An 18,950-nucleotide genomic window follows, 5' to 3' on the forward strand; every position below is an offset into this window, starting at 1 on the left:
CCTGAAGACATGGCGGACGGCCTCGCGCCGAGGCCGTCCGCGCGCGACGACACACGGCGAGCGGGGGAGATCACCCCACCGTGCGGCGGGGCCCCTTAGAAGCGCACCCGCGCCTCGACCGCCGCCTGCCGCGGATCGTTGAGCGTGCATCGCAGGGCCGTGGCGCCGGTCACGGCGTTGTTGAGGCCGAAGGCGGCGTTGTTGGGCTGGTTGAAGATCCCCGTGCAGAACGCCTTGTTGGTGAGGTTCTGGCCGATCATGGCGAGCTCCCACGTCTGCATGGGGCCACGCAGCGCGATCCGCCCGCCGAGGACGGCGTAGCCGCTCTGGTCGGCGTCCGGATTGTTGTCGCCTGCCGTGGCGAGATTGGCGCGGCTGGTGAAGCTCAGGTCCGCACGGACGAGCCACGACATGCCGTTGGAGAGGTCGCCGATGTACTGCGCCGACGCCGCGCCCTGCCATTTCGGCGAGTAGGGCAGCCGCTGCCCGGTCAGGTCCTGGTCCCCGCCGAGCCCCGGCAACCCGGGCGCGCCCCGGAAGTCGAGGTATTCGGAGTCGAGCAACGTCCCCGCCAGGGTCAGGGTCAGCGGCGGAATCGGTCGCGCCACCGTCTCGAACTCGATCCCCTGCTGGCGGGCCTTGCCGTTGTTGCGGGTCCGGAACTGCAGTCCGTCATAGCTCCGGAACTGCAGGTCATCGATCTCGGTCCGGAACAGCGTCGCATTGGCGACCAGCCGGCGGTCGAAGAGCTGCGACTTCACCCCCAGCTCCCAATTCTCGACCGTCTCCGCCTGGAAGGTCCGGGCGAAGGCGGTAGAGGGAGTTCCTGTCGCCGGCGCGGAGTCGAATCCCCCGGATTTGAAGCCCGTCGAGTAGCTGGCGAAGATCATCACGTCGTCGCTCGGCCGATACGCGCCGCTGACCCGCCATGTGACCTTGTCCTCCTTCAGCGACATGTCGGTCGATTCCGCCGCCTGCGCGGCCGCGGGATTTCGCGTCAACGCCCGGAAGGTCGCGATCTTCTCATCCTCCGAGTAGCGGAGCCCTCCGGTGACGCTGAACTGCTCGCTGAGCTTGAACGCACCCTGGACGTAGGCCGCGACCGACTCCGTGTCCTGGGTGAACACATAGAACGACGCCCCCTCAAGGGGATTGGTCCGGCACTGGTTGAGGCGCGCCGCGGTCGCCGTGTTGCGGAGGAAGACCTCACAGAAGTCCCGCGTGAGGTCGATGTTCTGGCCGATGTCGTAGGCCTCCTCGTAATAGAAGAGGCCGGCGACGAAATTGAACCGCCCGCCGAACAGCGTGTCCGGCGACAGCAGTTGCAACTCCTGCGAATGGTTCTGGCTGTCGGCGAAGGTGGTGCGGCGCTGAAGCTCCAGCGGTATGTTCCCGTTCGAGACCTGGTACTGGATGTTCTTCCAGTCGCGATAGCCGCTGATCAGCTTGAGCTGATACCCGCCCGCCATGTCCCAGGTCAGGTCGCTAGCGACCCCCGTCTGATAGTCCTTGAGGTCGCCCTCGGTGGACTGGCGCACCCGTCGCGAATAGGTGTCGGAGGTATAGGGAAGCACCCCGACCAGGGGCCCCGCGCCGTCCGGATCCAGCCGCGTCTGCCAATTCGCCAGCGTCTGCGGGGTCACGGTGTCGGCGACCACCGTGATGGTGTTGTACCCGTCCCCGCTGAGGTTCTGGTAGTCGCCCCGCAGATTCCAGGTCACTTCGGGCGTGATGTTCCATTCCACCGCCGCGCGGGCGGAGAAGCCGTCGTTGCGGCCCATGCGTTTGCCGGTGAGATCGTTTCGGCCGAACCCGTCGCCCTTGTAGCCCAGCAACGAGACGCGGGTCTTCAGCGTGTCGGAGATCGGCAGGTCGCCGGCCGCCGCGAACCGGCGCACGCCATAGGTTCCGACCGTAGCGGACGCCTCCCCCGAAATCACGTCGCCCGGGGCCTGGGTGCGGATCAGCACGGCGCCCATCGACGCGTTGCGTCCGAACAGGGTGCCCTGCGGACCGCGGAGCACTTCCACCGAGCCGATGTCGTTGAGCCCCGCGAGCAGGGATCCGATGCGCGGGACATAGACCCCGTCGACGAAGGTGGCGACGCTCGGCTCGACCGCGGTGTTCCCGCTCGTGCCGACGCCGCGCATCATGATCCGGGTGTTGCTGGTGTTGGACGAGGTCGCCAGGTAGAGGCTCGGCGTGATCCGGCGAAGGTCGCGGACATCCTGCACGCCGGCGGCTTCCAGCGTCTCGCCGCTGAAGGCCGTCACCGAGATCGGGACATCCTGAACGTTCTCGGCCCGCTTCTGCGCGGTGACGACGACCTCCTCGACGGCGGCGCTCTCCTGAGCCTGCGCCATGCCGAAGAACGACGACGCGAACACCAGCGCCGTGCTGGCGGCAAGGCGAGCCCGTAGCTTGATCATCACTTCCTCCCGACGATTATTCATTGGAAGGGAGTGTACGGATCGCAGGCCATACCCCGTAGCGAAAGCATTTGGCCGGGGTCATAGCTCCCAGGCAGGGGCGCCGCCCGCAGTACGCTGGTGAGCGGGACCATGTTCCGGATGCATGACTGCCCCCAACCTTCTTCTATCCCCGCCGTCGATGGCCGGCGCTAGCCTCGGGACGCAGTGCGGATGACGGCCGCCGCGGGCGGGGCCCGCCACCAGAGCCGGATACGCCATTGGGGAACAGGACGCACATGGGGCCCGGCCTACAAGATCGCGCGACGTCGGGCTTCGGCCTGCGCCCGCAGGACGCTCTGAACGACCTGCGGATGTCGGATCGGGCCGTGCCGCTCTACGATCAGGTCAAGGCCTTCATCCGCGACGTCGTCGATCCGATGTCCGTGGAATTCCATCGCCTGGGCGAGGGCCGGCCGGACATCTGGCGGCATGCTCCGGGCCAGCTCGAGGTTCTGGAAGCCGCCAAGGACAAGGCCAAGGCCGCGGGCCTGTGGAACTTCTTCCTGCCGAACGCCGAGACCGGCGAGGGCCTGTCCAACCTCGACTACGCCTACATCGCCTTCGAGCTCGGGAAGAACCACCTGGCCTCGCCGGCGATGAACTGCTCGGCGCCCGATACCGGCAACATGGAGGTCCTGGAGCGCGTCGGCACGCCCGAGCAGAAGAAGCAGTGGCTGGAGCCGCTCCTGGAAGGCGAGATCCGGTCGGCTTACTGCATGACCGAGCTGAACACCGCCAGTTCGGACGCCAAGAACATCGACACCCGCGCCGTCCGCGTCGGCGACGAGTACGTCATCAGCGGGGAGAAGCACTACATCTCGGGCGCCGGCGACCCGCGCTGCAAGGTCATGATCTGCATGGTCAGGACGGGCGAGGAGCACGCCCCGCCGCACCTTCAGCTTTCACAGATCCTGGTGCCCCTGCCGACCGAGGGCGTGGAGATCGTCGGCGGCCAGCAGGTATTCGGCGACTACGACGCGCCGCACGGCCACATGCACATCCGGTTCGACAACGCCCGCGTGCCGGCCTCGAACATGCTGCTGGGCGAAGGCCGCGGCTTCGAGATCAGCCAGCTTCGCCTGGGCCCCGGCCGCATCCACCACTGCATGCGCGCCATCGGCCGCGGCGAGAAGGCGCTGGACCTGATGGTCGCCCGCGGCCTGACCCGCGTGGCGTTCGGCAAGCCGATCATCCAGCTCGGCGGCAACCTCGAGATCGTCAGCCGCGCGCGCATCGAACTGGAGGCGATGCGCCTGATGGTGCTCAAGGCGGCCAAGGCGATGGACGTGCTGGGCAACCGCGAGGCCCGCATCTGGATCCACATGGTGAAGGCGATGGTCCCCGAGCGGGTCTGCGATATCATCGACCAGGCGATCCAGATGCACGGCGCGCTGGGCGTCTCGCAGCATACGCCTCTGGCCGACCTCTGGGCCAAGACCCGGACCCTACGCATCGCCGACGGGCCGGACGAGGTCCACCACATGGTCGTGGGCCGCAACGAGCTGCAGCAGTACCGCGAGACGCCGACGGATCCGTCGCTGGCGTCGGTGTTCCGGTCCTAGGCGCGCCATGACGGCGACGGACACCACCCGCGACGACGAAGGCCACATCCACGGCTACGGCTCGCGCCGCTATCGGTCGTGGGTGCTGGGCGTGCTGCTCTTCATCTTCATCCTGAACTTCGTCGACCGGACCCTGCTGTCGGTCGTCGCGCCGCAGATGAAGCCCGAGCTCGGCATCTCGGACACCGCCTTCGGCCTTCTCACCGGCTTCGGCTTCGCCCTGCTGTTCACCGTCGTCGGCATTCCGCTCGCTCAACTGGCCGAGACGCGTCACCGCGTGTGGATCATGAGCATATGCCTGGCGATCTGGTCGCTGATGACCGCGCTGTGCGGCCTGGCGGCGGACGTCACGATCGGCTCCATCACCATCGGCGCCTTCTGGATCCTGTTGGCCTGCCGGGTCGGCGTGGGCGTCGGCGAGGCGGGCTGCGTTCCCCAGTCCAACTCGATCATCGCCGACTACTTTCCCCCCCACGCCCGATCGACCGCGCTCGGCTTCTTCGGGATGGGTGTCACGCTGGGCACGATGCTGGCGAACGTCATCGGCGGCCCGATCACGGACGCCTTCGGCTGGCGATGGGCGTTCCTCATCCTGGGCCTGCCCGGCGTACTGGTCGCCGTGGGCCTCAAGCTCACGGTCCGGGAGCCGCCACGCGGCTATACCGATCCTCCGGGCACGCCGCGGCGCGAAAGGGTCCGCATGGCCGACGGCCTGCGCGAGATCGCCTCCAGGCGGTCCTTCTACACCATGACGGCCGCCGCGACCGTCGCCGCGTTCTGCGGCTACGGCCTGTCGACGTTCCAGTCCCTGTTCGTGAGCCGCAGCTTCGGGATGACCGCGGGCGAGGCGGCGCTGGCGATCAACGTGCCGGTCGCCCTCGCCGCAGCGGCAGGCACCTTCGCCACGGGTTGGCTGGCGGAGAAGCTTCGGCGACGCAGCGTGACGGCCATCGCCTGGCTGCCGGGGTTGGGCCTGCTCATCTGCGTGCCGTTCTACATCGTGGCGTTCTCGACCGATCATATCGGGATCTGCCTGGCCGGCCTCGTGGTGGGCGGCGCGGTGAAGTACGGCTACGTGGCCGCGCAGTACACGATCAGCCAGGGCGTGGTCTCCGCCCAGACGCGGGCGCTCGCGACGGCGGTCATGATGTTCGTCATCAACCTGATCGGCTACGGCCTGGGTCCGCTGTTCATCGGTGGGCTCAGCGACGTGATCTTCGCCTGGCAGGTCTCGGACATGGGCGCCGCGTCCCTGACCCGCGCGGCGTGCGAGGGGGCGGCCCGAAGCGGGCTGGATGCGGCCATGACACAGGTCTGCGCCGTCGCCCATCCCCAGAGCCTCCAACGCGCCATGCTGGTCACCGCCTCGATATATGCGCTGAGCGGCGTGCTGTTCCTGATGACCGCCCGTACACTGAAGTCCGACCTGGTGGCCCGGTGAGCCGCGCCCCGATGGCGCCCCGACGATCGGGGTCGGCGGCATCGAGACCGGCCGCGCACCGGTCGGTGAACAAGAACAGGGAGAACGAACCGAGATGAAACTGGACGGCAAGGTCGCGGTGATCACGGGGGGCGGCGGCGGCATCGGCAAGGCGATGGCCGAGCGGTTCCGCAAAGAGGGTGCGGCCGGATTGCTGATCGCCGACCGCGACGGCGACGCCGCCGAAGCGGTGGCCAAGGCCGTCGGTGGCGTCAGCGTCCAGGCGGACGTCGCCGACGAAACCGAGGTCCGGCAGATGGTGGCGCTGGCCGAGGACCGGTTCGGGCGCATCGACCTGATGTGCTCCAACGCCGGCGTGTCCGTCCGCGACCCGGATTTCGACAATGCGACCTCGGCGTCCAACGAGACCTGGATGCTGGGCTGGGCGGTCAATGTCATGGCGCATGTCTACGCCGCCCGCGCCGCCCTCCCCGGCATGATCGCCCGGGGCGGCGGCCACTTCCTCCACACCGTTTCGGCCGCGGGACTCCTCAGCCAGCCCGGAAGCCCGGCGTACGCCACCACCAAGCATGCGGCGGTCGGCTTCGCCGAAGCGCTGGCGATCACCCACAAACGCGACAACATCGGGGTCTCCATCCTCTGTCCCCAGGCGGTCGACACCCCGATGATCCGCGGCGCCCGCGGATCGCAGGCGGTCGACGGCGTCATGTCGCCCGAGGAGGTGGCGGGTTGCGTGGTGGATGGCCTGGCGCAGGAGGCCTTCCTGATCCTCCCCCATCCGCAGGTGCTGACCTACATGCAGCGCAAGGTCGGCGACTACGACCGGTGGATCCGCGGCATGGTCAGGCTGCGCGACCAGATCTCGCCCCCGAAGGCGGGGTGACGCGCGTGAGCGGCGATCTTCGCAAGGACGCCACGGAGGCGACGCGGACGGCTCACGCCGACACCGCCGGCCGCCTCCCGCCGGACGACGGCGCCGACTTCGCGCTCGCGCGCCGGGGCTTCCTCGGGACCATTCCGGACGCCGAGGTTCCCGGCGCCTGGAGCCAGGCGCCATTCGCCTTCCTCGACGGCGAGCGGCCGGACACCGTCAATCCCAGTCTCTGGCGCCAGGCCCGCCTGAATGCCCTGCACGGACTCTTCGAGGTGACGCCCGGCGTCTATCAGGTCCGCGGCTTCGACATCTCGAACGTCACGTTCGTGGAGGGGCGCGAGGGCTGGATCGTCATCGATCCGCTGACCTCGGCCCAGCCGGCCGCCGCCGCGCTCGATCTGGTGCGGCGGCAGGTCCGGGACCGGCCCGTCTCGGCGGTCATCTACACGCACAGTCACGTCGACCACTACGGCGGGGTGATGGGCGTCCTGTCCGCCGACGACGTCGCGCGGGGCGTTCCGATCGTCGCCCCGAAGGGGTTCCTGGAAGCGGCCGTCGCCGAGAACGTGCTGGCCGGCAACGTGATGAGCCGGCGCGCGACCTACATGTACGGGGGCCTGCTGCCGAAGGACCCGCGCGGCCATGTGGACTCGGGCCTGGGCAAGGGCACCTCGACCGGCCGGGTGGCGCTGACGCCGCCCAACATCTCGATCGACCATACGGGGCAGCGCCTGAACCTCGACGGGGTGGAGATCGTCTTCCAGGTCACGCCCGACACCGAGGCCCCGGCCGAGATGAACTTCCATTTCCCGAAGTTCCGCGCGCTGTGCATGGCCGAGAACTGCACCTGCCACCTGCACAACCTGTACACGCCGAGGGGCGCTCAAGTGCGGGACGCCAAGGCCTGGGCGTTCCATATCGACGAGGCGCTCGACCTGTTCGCCGGCGCCACGGACGTGATGTTCGCCAGCCACCACTGGCCCCGCTGGGACGAGGCGGCGATCCGCGGCTTCCTCGCCAAGCAGCGCGACCTCTACAAGTTCATCCACGACCAGACGCTGCGGATGGCGAACCACGGGATGACCGGCGCCGAGATCGCCGAGGTCCTGAGGCTGCCGCCCAGCCTCGAGGCGGAGTGGCATACCCGCAGCTACTACGGGACGCTCAGCCACAACGCCAAGGCGGTCTACCAGAAGTACCTGGGCTGGTTCGACGGCAACCCGGCCAACCTGAACCGGCATCCGCCCGAGGCCGCCGGCCGCCGCTACGTGGAGGCCCTGGGCGGCGCGGAGGGTGTCCTCGCCGAGGGCCGGCGCGCCTATGACGCCGGCGACTACCGATGGACGGCGGAGATCGTCGGCCACCTCGTGTTCGCGGACCCCACCCACGCCGAGGCGCGGGCGCTGCAGGCCGATGCGCTGGAGCAGATGGGATACCAGGCCGAGTCCGGACCCTGGCGGGACTTCTACCTCACCGGCGCGCAGGAGCTTCGCCGGCCGCGGCCGAAATCCGACAGCCCGCGCCAGGCCTCGGCCAATCAGTTGCGGACGCTTCCGGGCGACAGCCTGCTCGACGCCCTGTCGGTCCGCCTGAACGGCGAGGCCGCCGGGGTCGAGACGCTGAGCTTGACCATCGCCTTCACCGACACCGGCGAGCAGTTCGCCGTGCGGATCGAGAACGCCGTCCTGCACCACCGGCGCGGCGATGGCGGTCCCGGCGTGTCGCTTCCGCGAACAGATCTCGTGGACCTGGTCACCGGCGCCAGGACCGTCGCCGACCTCGGACTTGCGGGCGATGGCGCCACGGCGCTCGCCCGCCTCGTCGCGCTGCTCGACCGCTTCGACCTCTGGTTCGAAATCTCAGCGCCCTGATCGTCAGCGCCCCGACCAAAAGGAGACGCGCCCATGGCCCAGCCCGTATTCGAAACCCTGCTCTACGATGTGGCGGACGGCATCGCCACGATCACCCTGAACCGCCCCGACCGGCTCAACGCCTTCACGCCCAAGATGATGCTGGACATGATCGCGGCGTTCGACGCGACCGACGCCGACGACGCCGTGAAGGCGGTGATCGTCACCGGCGCCGGGCGCGGTTTCTGCGCCGGCGCAGACCTGGGATCGGGCGGGGCGACCTTCGGGGAAGGCTCGCGCGAAGCCGAGCGCCGGGCCGCCGGCGATACAGGCGACGTCACGCGCGACGGCGGCGGCCGCCTGACCCTGCGCATCTTCCAGAGCCTCAAGCCGGTGATCGCCGCGGTCAACGGCGCGGCCGTGGGCGTGGGCGCCACCATGCAGTTGCCGATGGACATCCGCCTGGCCTCACGCGAGGCGAAGTTCGGCTTCGTCTTCAGCCGGCGCGGCATCGCGCTCGAGGCGTGTTCATCGTGGTTCCTGCCCCGCCTCGTGGGGCCGCCGGCCGCGTTGGAGTGGTGCTATTCCGGCCGGATCTTCGGCGCCGAGGAGGCCCATCGCCGCGGACTGGTCCAGGCCCTGCACGCGCCCGAAGACCTGCTGCCCGCGGCCCGTTCGCTCGCGGCCGAGTTCGTGCAGAACGCCGCGCCGGTGTCGATGGCGGTGACCCGGCAGCTGATCTGGCGCGGCATGGTCGCGGATCATCCCATGGACGCGCACCGCGCCGAGAGCCGCTCCATGCGGCTTCGCGGGGCCTCGGATGACGCCAAGGAGGGGATCGCGTCCTTCCTGGACAAGCGGGCTCCAGACTTCCCCGACCGCGTGTCAGCCGGCCTGCCCGACCTCTGGCCCGAGTGGCGGGAGCCCGAATACCGCTAGCCCTCGATCGATCGAAGGACGCCCGAATGCCCGGTCCGACACCTCCAGAGCCCTCCCTGCGCCGGCCGGCTTGCGGCCGGTCTTTCCCGGCGGGCCTCCTTCTCGCCGCCGCAGTGGCCGCCGCCTGCGCGCCCCTGCCCGATCGCCAGGGCGCCGCGCCTGCGCGGGATGCGGCGATGGTCCGGATCGCGGCGGCCACCGTGCAGATCGGGGACGACCAGGCGCCGCCCGACGAGCGTCCCCAGACGACCCGCCGGATCGCGGCGTTCCTCCTCGACCGCACGCCGGTGACCGTCGCCCAGTTCCGGGCGTTCGTGACCGCGAGCGGTTATGTGACCGACGCCGAGCGCCTCGGGGGCGGCGCCGTGCTCGACAAGACTGCCGGCGGCTGGACCCAGGACCCCGGCGCCGACTGGCGCCGCCCCTATGGGCGATCCGGCCCGAAGGCCGCCGACGACCATCCCGTCACCCAGGTCAGCTGGCGCGACGCCGAGGCGTTCTGCGCGGCCTACGGCCTGCGGCTTCCCACGGAGTTCGAGTGGGAGCGCGCCGCGCGCCTCGGCCAGACGCCGGACGGACACGTCTTCCGGGCGGGTGACCCCATGAGCCTGGACGGGCGCTGGCGGGCCAACGTCTGGCAGGGGCTCTTTCCCCTCCTCGACGAGGGGGATGACGGCTATCGGGGCGCCTCGCCGGTCGGGGCCTTCGGGGCCGCGCCCTCCGGCCTGACCGATCTGGCCGGCAACGTCTGGGAATGGACGGCGTCCTGGTACGTCCCCTACGGCGCGCGCAACGCCAGAGGCGTCGAGCGCGTCCAGCGCGGCGGCTCCTTCCTCTGCGATCCCTCCTTCTGCCAGGGCTTCAGGGTCACGGCCCGGGGCCATGCCACGCCCGACACCTCGCTGATGCATGTGGGGTTCCGTTGCGCGTCCGGCGGCGACCGCCCGCCGGCGCGGGCGGGACGCCTGTTCACGCCCATCCCCGCCCCCATTCCAGGCCGCACGGCCCACACCGCCCGCGTTCAGGAGGCTTCATGAAACGTGTCATAGCCCTGGTCACCGCCCTCACCCTGGGCTTCACGACCTTTTCCGCGCCTCACCCATCGGCCGTCGCCAAGACGCCGCGCGCGGCGAAGGCGGGCAAGACGCCCAACGTCATCGTCATCGTGGCCGACGACCTGGGATACGCCGACATCAGCGCCTATGGCGCCACGCGTATCAGCACGCCGAACATCGACCGGATCGGGCTGGAAGGCGTCCGCTTCACCGACGCCTACGTCTCCGCCCCGGTCTGCGGCCCGTCCCGCGCCGGGATCCAGACCGGCCGCTACCAGGGCCGTTTCGGCTACGAGTACAACAACGGTCCGCCGCAGCGCGACGTGGAGGAGAACCTCGGCCTTCCGCCCGACGAACTGACCATGGGCGAAGCGCTGGGACGACAGGGCTACCAGACCGCCCTCATCGGCAAATGGCACCTCGGCAGCAACGACGCCTACTACCCGACCAACCGGGGCTATCAGGCGTTCGTCGGCTTCCTCACCGGCGACACCGCGTACATGCGCCTGGACCACCCCGATCTGCGCTATGCGCCGACCGCCGACGTGGCGCTGCCGCGCCGGACGCCGCAGAGCCAGATCATCGAAGGGCCGGGGCGGACCGTGGTCCACAACGAGGACGAGTACCTCACCGACTACTTCGGCCGTCGCGCGGCCGAGTACGTGACGCAGGCCGCGCGCAGCGACCGGCCCTACTTCCTCATGCTGACCCCCAACGCGCCGCACACGCCCCTGATGGTCACCCGCAAGTACTATGAACGCTTTCCGCAGATCGCCGACGAGCGCGCACGGGTCTACGCCGCGATGATCTCCGCCCTGGACGACATGGTCGGCGAGGTCCTGAAAGCCGTCGACGCGTCCGGGGAGGCCGACGACACCATCGTCGTCTTCCTCACCGACAACGGCTGCGCCTCGTACATTCCCGGGCTCTGCTCGTGCGAACCTCTGCGGGGCGGCAAGCTCAGCCACTATGAAGGCGGCGTCCGGGCGCCGATGATGGTTCGCTGGCCGGCGAAGCTGAAGCCCGGCCAGGTCAACCGCGAGGTCGTCTCGAGCCTCGACATCTTCCCGACCGCCCTGGCCGCGGCGGGCGGAACCCTGCCGAAGGACCGCGTCTACGACGGCGTCGACCTCACACCCTATCTCACGGGCGAAAAGGCCGGTCCCCCGCACGACCTGCTGGCCTGGCGCCGCCGGCCGCTGGCGTCCATCCGGATCGGCGACTGGAAGCTGTGGAAGAGCCTGGACGGGCAATACACCCTTCTCTTCAATCTGAAGGACGACCTGAACGAGACGACGAACCTCGCCGCGAGCCGTCCGGACAAGCTTCGCGAACTCGAGGCCGCCTTCGATCGCTGGGCCAAGGACATGCAGGATCCGCGCTGGCCGTCACGGCCGCCCCGTGACCAGGACGTCTGCGGAACGCCGTTCAAGCTTCCGATCTAACGTTCGGACCGACCTTGGGATGGTCCGGCGACAGGCAGAAGCGCTGGGCTCCCCGCGGAACGGATCGCGCGCGCCAACGGTCGCTTGTGCTCCGGGGTGAGTTCGCGGATCAGGGCGCGGGCCGCCGGCATGCCCTCGGGCCTCCCGGGCCACGATCCGCCTGGACGCCTTTGTGGCCGGGACCCGCGCACGATCCGCTTCAGGTCGTCGTCAGGAATCCCGCCCCTGAGCACAACGGCGGCCACCACCGCCTCTCCACCGTCGGCGAGGGGCAGACCGATCCCGGCGACCTCCCCCTGGGCTGCGGAGCGCTTGCAACGGGCGGGGCGGGCGCGCGTTTGGAGGGCTTGCCCAGGAGGAGACCCACATGGCCAAGGAACGCCCCAACGACAATCCCAGGTCGCCCCAGGAGATCCAGGATCGGATCTGGGAACTCGCGGAAAAGATCGACATCTGCATGTTCACGACCTGGGACGGCGAGCAGCAGCGCAGCCGCCCGCTCTCGGCCCGCGTCCGCCGCGACGAGCACGCGGTCCACTTCCTCGTCGACGCCGGCGGCGGGAAGAACGCGGAGATCGAGCGTTTCCCCGCCGTGTCCTGCGCCTGGGCGGACAACGGCGACTACAAGTACGTCCTGATGTCGGGCGAGGCGCGCCTGACCAATGATCGCGAGAAGATCGCGGCGTTGTGGACCGATTTCGACAAGGCCTGGTGGGACGACGCCACCGACCCGACCATCCGGCTGCTGACCCTGACACCCGAAGCCGGGGAACTCTGGGACAGCCCGGGCAAGGCCGTCGCCCTGGTCAAGATGGCGGTCGCGGCGGTGACGGGATCGGCGCCGCAGATGGGCGACAATGCGAAGGTGCGGCTGTAGCGCGCGAGCCGTCGGCCCCGCCCGCCCCCGGTCAGGACCCACGGGTCACGGCCTGGGGGCGAAGAGCGCCGCGTCCGGGTCCGGAGTTCCCCGGATCGCGGCGCTCACGATCTGGCTGGCGATCACCGAGTAGGTGATGCCGTTGCCGCCGAAGCCCATGACCGCATACGCCCCGGGGAGGCCGGGCGTGGGGGCGATGAGGGGCAACCCCGTCGCGCTGGCGCCGAACGCGCCCGCCCAGACATGGTCGGCGGACACCTCCAGTTCGGGGGTGAGGCGTTTGAGCTTCCGGAGGATCGCCTGCGCCTTGGGGCGAAGCAGGCGGGGATCACCATGGCGGCTGGCCGAAGCCTCGTCCTCCCCACCGACGACGAGACGGCCATCCTTGGTGGCGCGGAAGTAGAGATAGGGCTCCGAAGCCTCCCAGACGAGATGATCGGCCAGCCAGGAGGGCGCCTCGACCTCCGGCGACGTCGCCAGGGCCCAGGTCGACACGACCTCCGCGCCGGGGGTGGGCACGCCTTTGGGGAACTCGTAGCCGCAGCAGAACACGAGGTGGGTGGCGCGCACTTCGAAGCCGCTGTCGGTCACGAGACCCAGGCGGCCGTGGCCCCGGAGCACCTCGGTCACCTCGACCGGCGCATAGACCTTCGCGCCGGCGCGGATCGCGCGACGCAGAAGGCCCGCCGCCAGGCAGGCGGGATCGGCGCTGGCGGAGCCTTCGGACAGGATCGCACCCGTCCGCGCCATCCCGAAGCGCATGCGCAGGTCGCGCCCGGTCAGATAGGCCGACGGCAGCCCGATGGCCGTACGCGCCGCGACTTCCCGCCTCAGGGCGCGCGAACCATAGGCGTCCCCGGCCAGGTAGATCGACGTCTTGCGCTGGATCGCGCATCGGATCCGGGCTTCATCCACGATCCGCAGCAGGTCGCCGACGGCGGCGTAGGACCGCCGGTAGACCCTGGCCGCCTCGGCGGCGCCGATCTTGTCGGCGAGGGCGATCAGCGGCAGGTCGATCTCCCACTGCAGCATCGCCGTCGAGGCCAGCGTGCTTCCCTGTACGGGGCCTCGCCGATCCAGCACCGCTACGCTGTGGTCCCTGGCCAGTTCATGCGCCATGAAGGCGCCGCTGACGCCCGCCCCCACGATGACCACGTCGACGTCGAGCGGACCAGCCAGGGGCGAATGCGGCACATGGCTCCCGCGGCTGTTCATCCAGAGCGGCTCGCCGGTCCGCAGCTTGCGCCTGACCGTCGCCGATCCTTTCCCGCCCCTCGCGATCCTCCGGGTCAGGCGAGTGTCCTCACCTTGGGTTCGCGATCCCACTGCCGCGTGCTCGCCGGCCCGACGAACGCCTCCGCGCCGCCCGCGAGGTCGACAAGGCCGTCGTCGGGGACCACGCCGGCCTTATCGAGCAACGGCTGCGCCTCGGCGGTGAAGCCGATCGCCTTGAGATGCCCGAAGGCGTTCATGACGAAATCGACCGCCGCCCCGTCGTTCAGGAGCGCCGCGCACCCCGCCTCGGACATGACCAGCGCCACGGCGTCGAAGATGACCGACGGCGAGCCGGCCAGCTGTCCGTCGCCCTTCAGGACCCCGCCGCCCTTCAGGCTGACGCCACCCACCTTCGGGGCGACGATCTTCACCGACGCGCCGGCGGCCTCGGCGACTTTCCTGACCGCCTGGACCACGGCGCCGTCGGCCCCGTCCGTGACCAGGACGCCGACGCTGCGGCCCTCCAGGGTGGGAGGATATCTGCCGACGATGCGCAAGGCCGGCGACGGCGCCATCTCCTGCGGCTCGACCACGGCCTTCGACCGGGCCGGCAGCGGCATGCCCAGCCCCTCCGCCACCCGCCGGGCCAGCCCGGCGTCGACGTTCCGGAGATTGCCGAGGATGCGGTTGCGGACATGTTCCAGCTCGCACTTCGACAACTCGAAGACCAGCGCGCTGGCGATGTGGGCCTGCTCGATCTCGGTCTGCGAGGCGTAGAAGAGCCGGGCCTGACTATAGTGGTCGGCGAAGCTCTCGGCGCGCAGACGCACTTTCGCGCCCTCTGTCGGCGCCGCGAAGCTGCGGAAGCCGCCGACCGGATCCTCGCGCGGACCGCCGTCCTCCCCGGCCTCGGCCAGGCTGTTCGGCTCGTAGTTGGCGCGACCCTTGAAGACCTGGGTCTGCATCTGACCGTCCCGCTGCAGGTTCTGGAAGGGACAGGCCTTGGGGCGGTTGATCGGCAGTTGGTGGAAGTTGACCGTCCCCAGGCGCGAGAGCTGGGTGTCCTGGTAGGAGAACAACCGGCCCTGAAGCAGCGGGTCCTCCGAGAAGTCGATCCCGGGCACGATGTTGGTCGGCAGGAAGGCGACCTGCTCGGTCTCGGCGAAGAAGTTGTCCACGTTGCGGTCCAGCACCATGCGGCCGACCACCCTTATCGGGTGCGCCTCTTCCGGGATCAGCTTGGTGGCGTCGAGGATGTCGAACGGCAGAGCGTCGGCCTCCTCCTGGCTCAGCAGCTGCACCCCGAATTCCCATTCCGGGAAGGCGCCACGGTCGATGGCCTCGAACAGGTCGCGGCGGTGATAGTCGGGGTCGGCGCCGGCGATCTTCACCGCCTCGTCCCAGCACGTGGACTGGGCGCCGAGCTTCGGCCGCCAGTGGAACTTGACGAAGGTCGCCTCGTCCTTGTCGTTGACGAGACGGAAGGTATTGACCCCGAAGCCCTCCATCATCCGCAGGGATCGCGGGAGGGCGCGGTCCGACATCGCCCACATGACCATGTGGGTCGCCTCCGGCATCAGGCCGACGAAGTCCCAGAAGGTGTCGTGCGCGGACGCCGCCTGGGGGTATCCGCGATCGGCCTCCATCTTCACCGCATGGACCAGGTCCGGGAACTTGATGGCGTCCTGGATGAAGAACACCGGGATGTTGTTGCCGACCAGGTCCCAGTTGCCCTCCCTGGTGTAGAATTTCGTGGCGAAGCCCCGGACGTCGCGGGGCGTGTCCACCGAGCCCGCGCCGCCGGCGACCGTCGAGAAGCGGACGAACACTTCGGTCCGCTCGCCTACCTCGGTGAGGATCCTGGCGCGGGTGTAGTCGGCCAGGGATTCGGTCAGCTCGAAGTAGCCGTGCGCGGCCGTTCCGCGGGCATGCACGATCCGCTCCGGGATGCGCTCGTGGTCGAAGTGCTGGATCTTCTCGCGGAGGATGAAGTCCTCCAGCAGCGAGGGACCACGGGCGCCCGCCTTCAGCGCGTTCTGGTTGTCGCCGAGCGGCGCGCCGTGGTTGGTCGTCAGCCGCATGTCCGCTGACGCCGCGGTCTGGTGGGTCTCGCCGCCCGCAGCCGTCGCCTTGTTCCCCGTCGCCTTGTTCCCGTGGGTCTTGGAAGTCGCCATGCTCGGTCCCCGCAGCGGGTGTGAATGGTGTGCAGGCGCTCAACGCGCGGATGCGGTTTTGGACGCGCACGGACGCCATGTTTCTGCAGATCGTTGTCCGGGGCGGCGTCGCGAGGCCTTGGAGGAACTCCCGCGGCGTCCGCACGTCTACCGTGATCGGACCTATCGCCGGCGCGGACGCAATTGACCGGACTTGCATCTCACGCCACAGGATAGGACCGCTCACCTGCCGCCGGGCGACCGGGGAGATGCGTTTGCCGGACAACGAAGTATTGAGCTCGCAGTCGGACGCAGGGCGCTCGGAACGTCTGCTCGGCGCGGTCGCCGACTATGCGGTCTGCATGCTCAGCCCTGCGGGCTTGGTGTCGAGCTGGAACCCCCGGGCCGAGCGCCTGAAGGGCTATTCGGCCCGAGAGATCGTCGGCCAGCACTTCTCACGGTTCTACACCGAGGAGGATCGTGCGGCCGGCCACCCCGACACGGCGCTGAAGGCCGCCGCCGCGGAAGGCGGTTTCGAGGCGGAGGGCTGGCGTGTTCGCAAGGATGGCGAAAAATTCTGGGCGCACGTGATCATTGACCCTATCCGGGACCCGGCCGGAACCCTGATCGGTTTCGCGCAGGTGACCCGCGATCTGACCCAGCGAAGCGTTGTCCAGGAGACTCTGCGGCGCACCGAGGAACAGTTCCGCCTCCTCGTCCAGGGGGTGACCGACTACGCCCTCTACATGCTCGACGTCGAAGGTCGGGTGAGCAGCTGGAACTCGGGCGCCCAGCGCATCAAGGGCTACACACGCGACGAGATCGTCGGCGAGCATTTCTCGCGCTTCTACGCCGAGGACGAGCAGCGCGACGGCGTACCGGCCGCAGGATTGCGGACCGCGGAACACGAGGGCCGCTGGGAGACCGAAGGTTGGCGCGTGCGGAAGGACGGCAGCCGCTTCTGGGCGCATGTGATCATCGACGCGATCCGCAGCGACGACGGAGACCTCGTCGGATTCGCAAAGATCACGCGCGACATCACGGAACGTCGGGAAGCCGAACAGGCTCTGGAAGAGACGCGCCGGGCGCTCTTTCAATCCCAGAAGATGGAGGCGGTCGGCCAGCTCACCGGCGGGGTCGCCCACGACTTCAACAACCTCCTCACGGTCATCATGGGCGGTCTCGACACGATCTCCCGGAAGGCGGGCGACGCGTCGCGCACCCAGAGGGCGCTGGAGATGGCGCGCCATGCGGCCGAGCGAGCGGCGAGCCTCACCGCCGGCCTTCTCGCGTTCTCGCGCAAACAGGCGCTTCAACCCACGCCGACCGATCTCAATGCGCTGGTCCGCGACATGACGGAACTGCTCCACCGCAGCCTGGGTGAGCAGGTGGAGCTGGAAGGCGTGCTGTCGTCGCGCCTATGGCGGGTCGAAGTCGACCAGAACCAGCTGGAGAGCGCGATCCTCAACCTCGCCGTCAATGCACGCGACGCCATGCCGGGCGGCGGCAAGCTCACACTCGAGACCGCCAACACCTACCTCGATGCCGGCTATGCGGCCCAGGACGCCGAGGTCGTGCCGGGCCAGTACGTGATGATCTCCGTGACGGACAGCGGCTCGGGCATTCCGGCCGACATCCTCTCGAAGGTCTTCGAGCCCTTTTTCACGACGAAGGAGCTGGGGCGAGGCACGGGCCTGGGCCTCAGCATGGTCTACGGCTTCGTCAAGCAGTCGGGCGGCCATGTCACGATCTACAGCGAGATCGGCCAAGGCACCTGCGTCAAGCTCTATCTGCCTCGATATCGCGGCGCGGATGAAGCCGATCCCGCATCGTCCGATCCAGGCCGCCCGACCGCAGAGGGGGACGAGGTCGTACTCGTCGTCGAGGACAATCCCGACGTACGCGCCTACAGTGTCATGAGCCTGACCGAACTCGGCTATCAGGTGCTCGAAGCGGTGGATGCCGAGGGGGCCCTGGCTGTTCTCGCCAGCGCACAGCGGGTCGATCTGCTCTTCACCGACGTGGTGCTGCCGGGGAAGACAGGTCGTGCATTGGCTGACGAAGCCTGGACGCTGCGCCCGGCTCTGAAGGTGCTCTTCACGACCGGGTACTCCCGCAACGCCATCGTCCATCAGGGACGCCTCGACGAGGGCGTGGAATTGCTTCCGAAGCCCTTCACCTTCGAGCAACTCGCTTCACGCATCCGCGAGGTGCTCGATAGCTGAGGATCTAAGCCGCGACAGCGAAGGGCGAACGGCCGTCATCGCGGTGGCCGGCTTCATCGGTGGCGCGCCGCCCCTGGCAAACCTCCGGCATGTCGACCACCCTGAGGACCATACACCTAGGAGCTGGCGCTGATTGCGGTTGCGCGGGTCGCTTCGAGATAGCGGTTCTCCAGCTCGGCGCCGGTCACCGACTTCGCGTCCATCTCCTCGAGCAGCCGCCCGCTGACCATGATGCCGATCCGGTGCGCCACATCCAGAGCCCGGAAGATGTCGTGGGTCGCCATCAGAATCGAGACGCCGCGACTGGAGAGCTTACGGAGCAGCTCGCTGAACTCATGCGAGGCGCGCGGATCGAGGCCGCTGGTCGGCTCGTCGAGCAACAGGCCCTTGGCGTCCTTGGCGAGCGCGATCGCGATGCCGACCTTCTGGCGCATGCCCTTTGAGTAACCGCTGACCGGCCGGCTGAGAGCGTCCGCCTCCAGGCCCGCCTCCCGGAGGAACCCGACCAACTCGTCTGCTCCATAGCTATGGCCGCCCAACTCCGCAAAGTAGGCGAGGTTCTCGAGGCCGGAGAACCAGCCGTACAGGTTCACCTGCTCGGGGATATAGGCCAGGGCGGCGCGGGCGCCGAGCGGGTCCTGGGCCGGGTCGCACCCGTCCACCAGAACCCTGCCGCCATCCGGTCGCACGAACCCCAGGAAGCAGTTGATGGTGGTTGTCTTGCCGGCGCCGTTCGGCCCCAGCAGCGCGTAGACCTCGCCCGGGCGCACGGTCAGGTCGAAGCTGTGCAGGGCCGTGTGCGACCCATAGCGTTTGTGGAGGCGTTCGGCGGCCAGCATCAGA

13 protein-coding genes are annotated in these 18,950 nt (G+C 69.1%); 9 read left to right on the top strand and 4 right to left on the bottom strand.

The window, feature by feature from the left end; genetic code table 11:
- Positions 1–95 precede the first annotated feature (95 nt).
- Positions 96–2,429: a TonB-dependent receptor gene (locus WG212_RS06815; RefSeq protein WP_337186327.1), complete on the bottom strand. Its 2,334-nt coding sequence runs from the start codon at positions 2,427–2,429 to the stop codon at positions 96–98.
- A gap of 278 nt (positions 2,430–2,707) precedes the next feature.
- Between WG212_RS06815 and WG212_RS06820 the strand changes: the two genes are divergently transcribed.
- The 8 genes from WG212_RS06820 (at position 2,708) to WG212_RS06855 (ending at position 12,514) form a co-directional block, all read left to right on the top strand.
- The gene (locus WG212_RS06820) at positions 2,708–4,033 is read left to right on the top strand and encodes an acyl-CoA dehydrogenase family protein (protein WP_337186328.1); all 1,326 of its coding nucleotides are present in this window, start codon (positions 2,708–2,710) and stop codon (positions 4,031–4,033) included.
- 7 nt (positions 4,034–4,040) lie between these two features.
- Positions 4,041–5,474 (top strand): MFS transporter, encoded by a 1,434-nt coding sequence (locus tag WG212_RS06825; protein ID WP_337186329.1) that lies wholly within the window; start codon positions 4,041–4,043, stop codon positions 5,472–5,474.
- Positions 5,475–5,568: 94 nt separating this feature from the next.
- Positions 5,569–6,357, top strand: coding sequence for an SDR family oxidoreductase (locus WG212_RS06830; RefSeq protein ID WP_337186330.1), 789 nt, complete (start codon positions 5,569–5,571; stop codon positions 6,355–6,357).
- A 5-nt stretch (positions 6,358–6,362) separates the two neighbouring features.
- The gene (locus WG212_RS06835; protein ID WP_337186331.1) at positions 6,363–8,219 is read left to right on the top strand and encodes an alkyl sulfatase dimerization domain-containing protein; all 1,857 of its coding nucleotides are present in this window, start codon (positions 6,363–6,365) and stop codon (positions 8,217–8,219) included.
- Positions 8,220–8,252: 33 nt separating this feature from the next.
- Entirely contained in the window at positions 8,253–9,137 is an 885-nt protein-coding gene (locus WG212_RS06840; RefSeq protein WP_337186332.1) for a crotonase/enoyl-CoA hydratase family protein, read from the top strand.
- 176 nt (positions 9,138–9,313) lie between these two features.
- Positions 9,314–10,174, top strand: a complete 861-nt coding sequence (locus tag WG212_RS06845; RefSeq protein ID WP_337186333.1) for an SUMF1/EgtB/PvdO family nonheme iron enzyme — start codon at positions 9,314–9,316, stop codon at positions 10,172–10,174.
- Positions 10,171–11,637, top strand: coding sequence for a sulfatase-like hydrolase/transferase (locus tag WG212_RS06850; RefSeq protein ID WP_337186334.1), 1,467 nt, complete (start codon positions 10,171–10,173; stop codon positions 11,635–11,637). The genes WG212_RS06845 and WG212_RS06850 overlap by 4 nt, the downstream gene beginning before the upstream one ends.
- Positions 11,638–12,004: 367 nt before the next feature.
- Positions 12,005–12,514: a pyridoxamine 5'-phosphate oxidase family protein gene (locus WG212_RS06855; protein WP_337186335.1), complete on the top strand. Its 510-nt coding sequence runs from the start codon at positions 12,005–12,007 to the stop codon at positions 12,512–12,514.
- Between the two features lie 45 nt (positions 12,515–12,559).
- On the opposite strand, the gene WG212_RS06860 is transcribed toward WG212_RS06855, so the two are convergent.
- On the bottom strand, positions 12,560–13,729 hold the full coding sequence (locus tag WG212_RS06860; RefSeq protein WP_337186336.1) for an FAD-binding oxidoreductase: 1,170 nt from the start codon (positions 13,727–13,729) through the stop codon (positions 12,560–12,562).
- A 74-nt stretch (positions 13,730–13,803) separates the two neighbouring features.
- The gene (locus WG212_RS06865) at positions 13,804–15,903 is read right to left on the bottom strand and encodes a catalase (RefSeq protein WP_337186337.1); all 2,100 of its coding nucleotides are present in this window, start codon (positions 15,901–15,903) and stop codon (positions 13,804–13,806) included.
- A 254-nt stretch (positions 15,904–16,157) separates the two neighbouring features.
- Here WG212_RS06865 and WG212_RS06870 point away from each other — a divergent pair, with 254 nt between their 5' ends.
- Entirely contained in the window at positions 16,158–18,107 is a 1,950-nt protein-coding gene (locus WG212_RS06870; protein ID WP_337186338.1) for a PAS domain S-box protein, read from the top strand.
- A gap of 116 nt (positions 18,108–18,223) precedes the next feature.
- On the opposite strand, the gene WG212_RS06875 is transcribed toward WG212_RS06870, so the two are convergent.
- The gene (locus tag WG212_RS06875) at positions 18,224–18,946 is read right to left on the bottom strand and encodes an ABC transporter ATP-binding protein (protein ID WP_337186339.1); all 723 of its coding nucleotides are present in this window, start codon (positions 18,944–18,946) and stop codon (positions 18,224–18,226) included.
- Between the last annotated feature and the right edge of the window lie 4 nt (positions 18,947–18,950).

This window comes from Phenylobacterium sp., from assembly GCF_037189685.1.
GTDB lineage: Bacteria > Pseudomonadota > Alphaproteobacteria > Caulobacterales > Caulobacteraceae > Phenylobacterium.

Excerpts from the sequence above, each read along its gene's own strand:
- WG212_RS06815 (WP_337186327.1), bottom strand. The coding sequence starts at position 2,429 with ATGATCAAGCTACGGGCTCGCCTTGCCGCCAGCACGGCGCTGGTGTTC.
- WG212_RS06840 (WP_337186332.1), top strand. The coding sequence starts at position 8,253 with ATGGCCCAGCCCGTATTCGAAACCCTGCTCTACGATGTGGCGGACGGC.
- WG212_RS06860 (WP_337186336.1), bottom strand. The coding sequence starts at position 13,729 with ATGAACAGCCGCGGGAGCCATGTGCCGCATTCGCCCCTGGCTGGTCCG.
- WG212_RS06820 (WP_337186328.1), top strand. The coding sequence starts at position 2,708 with ATGGGGCCCGGCCTACAAGATCGCGCGACGTCGGGCTTCGGCCTGCGC.
- WG212_RS06825 (WP_337186329.1), top strand. The coding sequence starts at position 4,041 with ATGACGGCGACGGACACCACCCGCGACGACGAAGGCCACATCCACGGC.
- WG212_RS06850 (WP_337186334.1), top strand. The coding sequence starts at position 10,171 with ATGAAACGTGTCATAGCCCTGGTCACCGCCCTCACCCTGGGCTTCACG.
- WG212_RS06855 (WP_337186335.1), top strand. The coding sequence starts at position 12,005 with ATGGCCAAGGAACGCCCCAACGACAATCCCAGGTCGCCCCAGGAGATC.
- WG212_RS06865 (WP_337186337.1), bottom strand. The coding sequence starts at position 15,903 with ATGGCGACTTCCAAGACCCACGGGAACAAGGCGACGGGGAACAAGGCG.
- WG212_RS06830 (WP_337186330.1), top strand. The coding sequence starts at position 5,569 with ATGAAACTGGACGGCAAGGTCGCGGTGATCACGGGGGGCGGCGGCGGC.
- WG212_RS06845 (WP_337186333.1), top strand. The coding sequence starts at position 9,314 with ATGGTCCGGATCGCGGCGGCCACCGTGCAGATCGGGGACGACCAGGCG.
- WG212_RS06875 (WP_337186339.1), bottom strand. The coding sequence starts at position 18,946 with ATGCTGGCCGCCGAACGCCTCCACAAACGCTATGGGTCGCACACGGCC.